General features: G+C 55.5%; 2 protein-coding genes. Both read right to left on the bottom strand.

Annotated elements, in window-relative coordinates:
• Nucleotides 1-36: 36 nt before the first annotated feature.
• Nucleotides 37-2793, bottom strand: a complete 2757-nt coding sequence (locus CPT76_RS35845) for a type I polyketide synthase (RefSeq protein WP_258169120.1) — start codon at nt 2791-2793, stop codon at nt 37-39.
• Entirely contained in the window at nt 2741-9979 is a 7239-nt protein-coding gene (locus tag CPT76_RS35840) for an SDR family NAD(P)-dependent oxidoreductase (protein ID WP_181153261.1), read from the bottom strand. The genes CPT76_RS35845 and CPT76_RS35840 overlap by 53 nt, the downstream gene beginning before the upstream one ends.
• Nucleotides 9980-10242: the final 263 nt, after the last annotated feature.

Here is a 10242-nt window from a genome sequence, read left to right as displayed (position 1 = left end):
CTCGTGCCGGTCCGCGTATGGCACGGGACAGAGGTTTCAGCATGACGGCACGACCCCTTCGCTGCGGACGAATCCGCTCGCATCCGGCTGAAACGATGATGCCCGTCCGTCGGAGCTTAAATATCCCATCGATTCAAATCCGACGAAAGGATCGGGTGAAATCAACAGATTCACGGCGCCCACAATCGCCTGATCGCATTCCCCGCCCTGAATGGAGCGGACGGCACGGTGGAGGGCTACCAGCGTGGACGAACATGCGGTTTCATAATATTCGCTTGGTCCGTGCAGATTCAGCGCATAGGAAATCCGGTTCGGAATCAGCGAAGGAACGACGCCAGTCATGGCTTGCGGATTTCCTTGTTCGATGCCCGTCATGCTCATATAGTCCCCTGGACCGGCGGCAACAAAGACACCCGTACTATGATCGGATAGCCGCTGCACTGCGATGCCCGCATCTTCTACAGCCCTCCAGGCTTCCATCAGCAACAGCCTTTGCTGTGGGTCCATCAGTTCCGCTTCCCTTGGCGAAATACTGAAAAACAAGGGGTCAAAATCTTTGACCCCATCGATGAAGCCTCCCCATTTCAGGCTGGTTACCGTTCCTTCCGCCGCGGATTCGCCAGCGTAATCCCGCCAGTCCCATCGATCCGAAGGAATCTCGGTGATGGCGCTTTTTCCGTCTATAATATTTCTCCAAAATTCATGGATGTTCTTTGCACCCGGGAAGACACCGCTGACACCGACAATCGCAACCGGCTCGGGCTCGGGGATCGTCATCACAACAGGGGTTTCCGGAGGCCCGGTTAAATCGTCATGTCCTGAATCTGTTACTGATTTTCCGCTCAACGGAGCACGGGATCGCCTGGGATATCCGCCCCTTGGCTGCATAACAGGGATCGTGTGCTCTGCCGCATTCGGCAGTGCGTCCTCTGACTCCTCGTCATCAACAAAACGGACGTTTGAAGATACATGAGCTGCAGCTTGACTGGTTTCCGGAGCGGCGCGATCCGAAAATGCATCGGCATGACGGTCCAGCAAGTATTCTGCAAAGCTGCCCAGCGTCGTGTACTCAAAGAACAGCGTTGGCGTAAGCTCCAACGGGTACTTTTCATTCAGCAGATTGGCCAATTGGGTCAATGAAATGGAATCGAATCCGTAATCGCTGAACTCAGAATCGGCGTCGATATCTTCCTCTTTGACTTTGAGGAGATGGGAGACACTTTTCCGCAGCACGTTGTAAATCTGTTCCAACGTATCAGCACCTGTTTCCCTGGATGGCATATCGGCATCCTGTACTTGTACTGCTGAAGGCAACGGATTCGATGGCAGCATTCTGGCACGGATTTTTGAACCGAGCCCGGCCATGGCTACAACCTGATCCGCTCCCGCAGCCAGCCCCTGATATAGGGCACGGATTCCATCCCCGGTTTCCATCGGCCAGGTGCCCAATGTTTGGCGCATGATTTTTACGACGTCCTCATCCACGGACATGCCGCCTTCCTTCCACAGCGGCCAATTGACCGACAGCATGCGTCCATGCCGCTGTCCCGCTTGGGCCAAATGGTTTCTGTAGGCGGCATAGGCATCCATAAAAGCGTTGGCTGCCGAGTAATCGGCTTGCCCCGGATTGCCCGTGGCTCCGGCCACGGAGGAGAACGCAATCAGAACGTCCAGCGGCTGCTCGCGGCTAGCTTCGTCCAAGTTCACAAGACCTGCGACTTTTGCTGACAGCACGCCTTGCAGCTCGTCGACTTCTTTGTTGACGATCAAATTATCCCGGATGATGCCTGCCGCATGAATGATCCCGTTAATCGTTCCATGCCGTTCCGCTGCCCACCGGAGCAGGTCCGCCGTTTGCTCATGGTCTGCCACGTCCGCCTGTTTGTATATCACTTGGGCTCCGGCGTCGCTTAAATCGCGCATCGCTCGCTCCACAGCAGCGGATTGCGGCGAACGGCTGGTGAGGATCAAAGTCGGCGATTGAACCTGACTTGCGATTTCCCGGGCAAACATCAATCCCAAGGCGCCTGTGCCGCCGGTGATCAAGTATACGCCACGATCTTTCCATGGCAGCGCTAGCATGTCCGATTTGCCTGCAAGCTCGCTCCATCCTGCTGTCCAGCGTTTGCCGTCCGCATAGCGGATCCGGGAATCGCCCGGACATTTCGCACACTCGTCCAATCGGTTGATAAGGCCGGAATCGATGCGATCAAGCTCAATTACTTGGCCCACCAGCTTGGAGCTCTCCGACTGCGCGGCTTTCAATAGACCGCCAAGTCCTGCGAGATACCGGTGCTCCTCGCGGGTCGGCATCACCACCTGGACGAGAACCCGATCCTTCGGTTTCTGCCGTAAAACGCTCCGGATCTCGGTGAACACGGCTTCCACATATGAAGCATAACGCTCCGCCATGTTTCCGGTCGCCATGTTTAGTGCGACAAACCGGGTAGGTAATGCCGACTCTTTGGAGTTTATACGGATAGCGGAGGCTTCTTCCAAATCGCACAGGAACACGAAGCGGCTGGCATAGGACGGAATCCCTTCGTACAGTGGCGCTGGACTCTCCGAATAAATGGGCTCAAACAACAGCACGCCGGCATCGTCTTCCGGTCCTTTAACGGCCGAGGCCGCCTCCAGCATCCTGGTGGAAAATCCTTTCATGCGCACCATGACCGTCCCGATCTCATCGCATACATCAATATCCACCCGTTGAACCGGGCTGTTAGGCTTGTGGTCTTCGCTAAATCGGATCACCGCCCACACCGCTTCGGGGCAGCGGCCATAGACTTCCAGTTCTTGCAGCGCAAACGGAAGACCGGGTTTTGTCTCTCCTTCCGCCTTCCGGTCCGGCCCCCATCACGAAGCCGAGGGTCGCCTGAAGCACGGAATCGAGCAGGCTTGGATGAAGCAGGAAATCCGCTTCCGTTCCCGCCAGTGCGTCAGGAAGCGCGATTTCTGCCACGACCTGCCCGTCTCCCGTCCAAATCCCCCGAATTCCTTGATGTGCCGGACCGTATTGAATCCCCATGCTGCCGTAAAGCGCATAAAGCTCTTCGGAAGGGATCGGATCGGGACGGCAGCGGGACCGGGCCTTCTGTAAGTCGATCACCGGACGCTCACCACAGCTGCCGACGGTCGCAGAACCCTGACTGTGCAGGGTCACTACCGCCTGCTCATCCGCTTGATGTTGGACGGTATAAACTTCGTAGGCAATCTCGCCGTGTTCATCTTGGAGCAGATCCACATGGACTTCCACTGGCGTTCCCTCTATCGCGATCGGCCGGGCCCACACCACGTTTTTCAACCGGATATCGGGATGTCTGTGCTGAAGGCCGGCTTCCGGCATCGCTTGCGTCACGGCTTGAATCGCCATCTCCAAATAAGCGACGCCCGGGAGGAACGGTTTTCCCTTTACCACATGATCCGCCAGGAAGAATTCCGTCCCATCGAACGTGGAACTGAATCGGACGCCTGATATGTCCGAAGTGTTGCGGTGCAAGAGCGGATGAAGAACAGCGGAACGAGGACCGCTAGATGCCGCCTGATCATCTCGAGGCGCGGATAAGTTCTCAATCTCAGGAACCCAGTATGGTTCACCTGCAAAAGGATACGTTGGCAGACTGATGCGGAATGGTTTACGTTCTCCGTAAAGGAGGCTCCAATCCACATTCAGTCCTTTCACCCACAGTCCCAATAACTGATCGTATTTATCCCGTTCCATCCATTTCAGCACTGTCTCCTGAAAGTCGGCGTCTGCCTCAATGACGGACACAATCTCTTTATTCCGTTTAGCCTGTCCCCGAACGTAGATTTTGCCGAGCCCTCTTCCTTGCATAAAAGCATCGAGCTTCTTCTCAAGCTCCTCGAGGCTCTGAACGATTAAGCCCAGCCTTTCCTCCATCGCCTCGCGCCCGACTTGAAGGGTGTAAGCAAGGTCCGGCAGCTGCTCATCGGACCACTGCCCGCGGCGTATCGAGGACAGCAGCCGCTCCGCTTGGGCCTTGAGCCGGTCCTCGTTTTTGGCGGACAACAAAATCAAGGCTCGGTTAACGGTTCCATTATCGTTGTGGTGATCCAGCGGATCGGTGTTGTATTCTTCCACGATGACATGCGCATTTGCACCACCCGCCCCGAACGAAGAAATGCCGGATCTGCGCGGGTATTCCCTGCCGTCAATGACCGGTCGCTCCCATGGAGCGGTTGCCGTCTGTACGGTAAAAGGCGTTCGACCAAAATCGATGTTAGGATTCAGTCCGGCGTGCATCACATTACGAACCAGCGTCCGGTGCTTCATCTGAAGCAGCACTTTGGTTAATTGGGCAATCCCGGCGGCCGCTTCGGCATGCCCGATGTTCGATTTTACGGACGAGATGGAACAGTAACCTTTTGCATCGGTATATCGGGTGAAGACGTCGGTCAGCCCCTTCACTTCGATCGGGTCGCCGAGCGCCGTTCCTGTGCCGTGGGCTTCGATGCAGCTAATGGTTCGCGGATGAATTCCGCTCTGTCCCAGCGCTTTGTCGATCGCCTGGGATTGGGAAACCGGGCTGGGAACAGTATATCCGTTGGTTTTGCCCGCATGGCTGACAGCGGTTCCTTTGATCACCCCATAGATTTGGTCATGATCCCGGATTGCTTCATCCAGCGGTTTCAGCAGGACGGCGCCAACTGCTTCGGACGGAACATATCCGGTCCCCCCCTCGGCAAATGCCCGGCAGCGTCCATCCGATGCATTGAATTGTCCCTGGCAGAGCGTCACGTATTTGCTGGGATGAATCGATAAATTCACGCCGCCTGCAATGGCCAGCCGTGATTGGCCGTTTCGGATGCTTTCGCATGCCAGATGCACGGCATACAGGGATGAGGAGCAGGCGGTATCCACCGTGAGGCTCGGTCCGGTAAAGTTCATCACGTAGGAGACTCTGTTGGCGATCGAGAACATTTGGCTCGTTGCGAGGTATTCCTTCTGATTGGCTTTGTTCGCGGCATCAGCCATATAAAGCTGGTAATTGTTAAACGTTGCTCCCACGAATACGCCGATCTGGTTCCCGTAACCGTCCTGTCTCAACGAATCGCGGGTATATCCGGCATCTTCCACGCATGCCCAGGCCGTCTCGAGAAACAACCTTTCCTGCGGATCCATGTACATGGCATCCCGAGGCGAGATGTTGAAAAATAGCGGGTCAAAGTATTCGATCCGATCCAGGAAACCGCCCCATTTGCTGTAGCTCAGCCCGTTTGCCACCGCCCTGGTCCGATCCGGCTCATAGAAGCCTTTTAGCGGCCAGCGCTTTGCAGGAATCTCTTCGATGCAGTCTTTACCTTCATAAAGATTTGACCAAAACTGATCCAACGTATCCGCCAGGGGATATCGACCAGCCAAACCGACGATGGCGATATCGACAGCTCCGTTCTGTCCTCCATTTGGGCTTAGGTTTAGCCCAGATATGGCGCCGGCATCTGGACCTGCCTCGTTCTTAGTCGCTGAATCTTGGCTTTCCCGGTGAGATGGTGCAGGGACTGTCTCCTCCACAAGGGAAGCCTGCTTGGCCAATTTCCGATCTTTTGGAGCAGAAATATGGATTGGTAAGGGCTCGGAAACATCGGGAAGCAGGCACTCCACCGCCTCCTTGTGATGAACCGCCAAATAGTCGGCGAGCTGCTGGATATTGTTATATTGATAGAACAAGGTGGACTCCAGCGTTCCGATCCACTGTTCGACTTTGGCGTTCAATCCGGTGATCATCAAGGAATCGAGACCGATTTCCTCAAAGGAGGCCTCATCCTCCAGCCGATCGTAGGGAACGCCGGTGACCTCGGCCACGATCGTTCTTAAATGGCCGACTGCCGCTGCCGCCAGCGCCGTTGTTTCATCATGGCGCCCGTTGGTACGCATCTGTCCATCCTGTTCCGATTGGATTCTAACGTCATTCGGAATTATTCCATCCTTCGGCAGAGTAGGCTCTCTATCTCCACGTGAGGAGAGATCCTTATCACTCTTTTCCCGAATGGATATTACCTTTGCGGACGCGGCATTCTCCTGGCCTTGTATCGCCTTCACCCAATAATATTCACGGGCAAAAGGGTAGGTTGGCAAATGGACAAAGCCCGGCGGTTCCTCGCCAAACAACCGATCTCCATCTAACGAATAGCCTTGGCAGTACAAATCCGCCAGAGCGAGCAGCGTGTCCCGGTAGGTTTGCGCATCTCCCCGTTGACTTTGGCTTTGCCGCATCAGCTCATCGACATACTGGTTCAATGCCCGTTGGGCGGTGAATTGGCGCGATACCCTGCCCTCCACGTAATGAGGGGAGTTCATACCCTGAAGGGACTGCCGCAGCACGTTTTGGGCATCCGACAAGTCTCGAATCACGACAGCCGACCGGTATTGAAAATGCTGCCGACCTTGAAGCAGGGTGTAGCTGATCTCCTTAAGTTCTTCATCGGACCGATCCCCGGCAGCCAGGTATTCGGTCAAGTCCTCCGCCCGGGTCCTCAGGGCTTCCTTGGTCTTGGCCGACAATAGAAGCAGGTAATACGGCGGATTTCCGGCTGTCGCCCGGTTTGCCGCATCCGGATAGCTTTCCACCACCATATGCGCATTGGTCCCGCTCATGCCGAAGGCACTGACGGCACCGACCCGGGTGCCCTTTCCGGATACGTCCCATGTCCGACTGACCCCATTGACGTAAAAAGGACTGTCGTCCCAACGGATATACTCATTTTCACGCTCGAAATTCAGGCTTGCTGGAATGACGCCATGACGCATGGCCATCACCAGATTGACCAGACTGACGAGGCCGGAGGCTGCAAAAGTATGTCCGAAATTGGTTTTGGCTGACGTTACCGCACAATACCGCCGTTTGCCCGTAAAGGTCCGGAACGCCTCATTCAAAGCGTTGATTTCGACCGGGTCGCCAAGCTTGGTTCCGGTGCCGTGCGTGACGATATACTCGATCCGTTCCGGGTCAATATGATACTGCTGGTAGACGTCACGAATCAAGCGTGCTTGTGCCGTTTCGCTCGGTGCCGTGATGCCGTTGGTCTTTCCGTCATAATTGACGCCGCTTCCGCGGATCACCGCATAGATCGGGTCCCGATCGGCCACTGCTTTCGACAAGCGTTTCAGTACGATGACCGCAACCGCTTCGCCCGGAACCGTTCCGTTGGCCCGTTGATCAAAGGCGTAGCATGTTCCGTCCTCCGACAGGATGCCCGCATGGCTGATGCCGTCGTAGGCATCAGGTGTAAGCATCAGGTTGACGCCTGCGGCGACGGCTGTGTCGCATTCCCCGTTTCGCAGGCTCATGCAGGCTTGATGCACTGCCACCAGCCCGGAAGAGCATGCGGTGTTAATCGCCATATTCGGCCCCGACAAATTGAGTACGTAGGATAATCTTGCTGCCAAGATCGCATTGTGATTGGAAGTGATGCTGCCCTGCTCTTTAGTCAACAAATGATAGTCGCCTTCCTCCACGCCGACGAACATGCCGATCGTGCTTGACTTGAGCCGTTCTTCCCCATATCCGGCATCCTCCAGCGCCCGCCAGGCTTCCTGTACCAGCAGACGCTGGCGCGGATCGATCCATTCCGCCTCCTTGGGGGAGATCTCAAAGAACAAGGGGTCGAATTCGCCGACACCGGGAATCGTTCCGGACCACCGGCAGAATACCTTGTCTCCGACTGCTTCGGCCTCGCGGGTATGATGCTGCCAGTCAAAGCGGTCCAGAGGCACCTCCGAAACGGCCGATTTTCCTTCCGACAAAATGGTCCACATGTCATCGATCGTTCTGGCTCCAGGGAATCGTCCGCTCATTCCAATGATGGCGACAGGCTCCGTTCGGTCACCTGTGGCTTCCGACACCGAATGCGAGAGTTCCGACACATGTGGTCGGGTAATCTCGACTTGACCGGCTTCCGGAGCTTGTATCGGGCTTGGGCGCGCAGCCAGGCGACTACTCGAATCCGCGGCAGGCTCCCGTATTCCGGAGACAAGCAGAATCTGTTCCTCGTTCGCTTTGGCTGCTTCTGCTGATCTGTCCAGCCCTTCCGCATAGAAGGACAGCATGGGTTTTTCATATTCATCCATGAAATAGCCTGTCAGTTTAGCAATCGTCGACTGCCCGAAAAATATCGACGGCGAAATGTCGAGACCGTAATACTCGCTGAGCCGAGTGGCAAATTGGGCCAGATGGATGGAATCAAAGCCGAAATCGGCCCAGTTTTCATCGGAATCGAGATGATGGGCCGGAATGTGAAGCAGTTCGACGATCCTCTCCTTTATGTCCCACTCCAGACACTGCTCGATGCTCCACCCTTTCATTTCTTTTTTGCGTCCTTTTCCTCCCGGGGAGTCCGGAGGCACCTGAAAGGTTGCATTGATTGCCGTTTGAGTTTCCTGTATCCGATCTGCCTCTGACCCGGAAATGCCCAGAAAACGGCGTATGCGGCTTGGACGGCCCGGAAGTAGCAGCACCTGCGTTTGTCTCGACGCGAGAATGCGGTCAAAAGCATCCAATCCTTCTCCCGTCTCGAGCAGACGCAGCCCGCTGGTTCGCAAATACATATCTGTGCTGTCTGGATCGTGGAAGCCCATGCCGCCCTCTTTCCATAACGGCCAATTGATGATTCGTGTTTTCCCGATTACCGAATCGGCCCGATGCTGTGCATAAGCCATTTCAAAACGGTTGCCCACCGCATAGTCGCAGGCGCCGAAATCGCCCAGCACGGATGATGAAGAACCAAAATAGCAAACGAATTCGGGCGGATCGGACTGCAAAAGCTCATCCAGAATCAGGGTGCCGGAAATTTTGGGCGCCAGCACTTGCAAAAACGCTTCCGCGTCTTTCTGCAGAATGTTTCTGCCGTCCGAGATGCCTGCCGCATGAAGGACCCCGTTTATTTTTCCAAAACGGCGCCGTGCCTCATCTAAACCGTTTCGCATAGCCTCGATATCGCAAAGGTCTGCTTGCAAATAATAAACATTGCAGCCTAGCGCCTCCAAAGCGTCAATCTCCGACTGCTTGGCCGGTTCCAGCCTGGATCTGCCGGTCAAAATCAGGTTCACGGCATGCCTAGCTGCCGCATGCTTCGCGAACTGTAATCCGATCCCACCGCAGCCGCCGGTAATCAAGTACGTGCCGCCCTCCCGGATCCAGCTGTTGACGCTTCGTTCATCGGTGCTTAGTTCCTGATCCGCCACCGGGTGGACCCGGCAGACGCGGCGGTCGTCCCCCTCGTAAAGGACGCTTTGCCCGAGTTCGGCTCCAAGCTCATCCCAGATGTGCCGGAACCAGGCCAGCGGTCCTTCTTCATGGCCGGAATTCGCAGCGAATATTGCGGTGGTCACCTGTAAGCCCTGCATGACCTGTCCAAGCGAGCGCTCGAATCCAATCCATGATTCCAAGTGGCAGCGTTCCAGCGGATTGGAATAGCGCCCCGCAAGAAGCAGCTGTTTCGGTTTCAGGCGGGCTGAGGCCATGGCTTGAATGATATGAACAATCGATGCATAATCGCAGGACAACGCCGGATTCTCCATTGCCCACATGTACAGAACGGAGTCCACTTCGGGGAATCGCTCTTTCACATTGGAGAGCGCATCCGCATACGCTTTCGGATCGGTGACAGTTAAGGTATGCTCGTCCACTGACAGCCCGGTATCGGGGGTGTGGTGGGAAATAAACATGATGCGGGTCTCTGGGCTCCGTTCACGGACTATCGCTAATAGCTGCTGTTTATGCTCATCTTCGTTCAGGAAACAGAGCAGCGTACGCGGCTTCCAAGATAATGAACCGTCATGTGGAAGATCCTCCCGGGCCCAAACCTCCTCGAACGACATCAGCACCTCGCTTTCCTCAGGAAGCGGGGACGAACGATATCCCGACTCGGCAATCTCATGCGCTCCTCCAATCGTTTCCGTTTGGAGGCGTACGCTTTGCGGCTGAACGCTTAGCCAACCTTGCTCTTGGGTTGTTGGCATCGATTTCTGATGGGCGGCCCAATAATGTTCCCTTTCGAATGGATAGGGCGGCAGTTCGATTCGGCGCGGAGAGCAGCCGGCATAAAGTGTAGTTCCATCAACGGAATATCCCTGGCAGTAGAGATCCGCCAAGACCAATAGGATTTCCTTATATGTATCCTCTGGTTCTTCCTGGTCCGCAGCTCTACGGGTTAAGTCGGATGCATATTGACCGATCATGCTTTGTCCGACAAAATCAACAGCTACTTTCCCGCAAAACGGTT

This window comes from Paenibacillus sp. AR247, from assembly GCF_002968895.1.
GTDB lineage: Bacteria > Bacillota > Bacilli > Paenibacillales > Paenibacillaceae > Paenibacillus_AQ > Paenibacillus_AQ favisporus.
This window is presented reverse-complemented; position numbering and strand designations above follow the sequence as displayed.

Excerpts from the sequence above, each read along its gene's own strand:
- CPT76_RS35840 (WP_181153261.1), bottom strand. The coding sequence starts at position 9,979 with ATGCCAACAACCCAAGAGCAAGGTTGGCTAAGCGTTCAGCCGCAAAGC.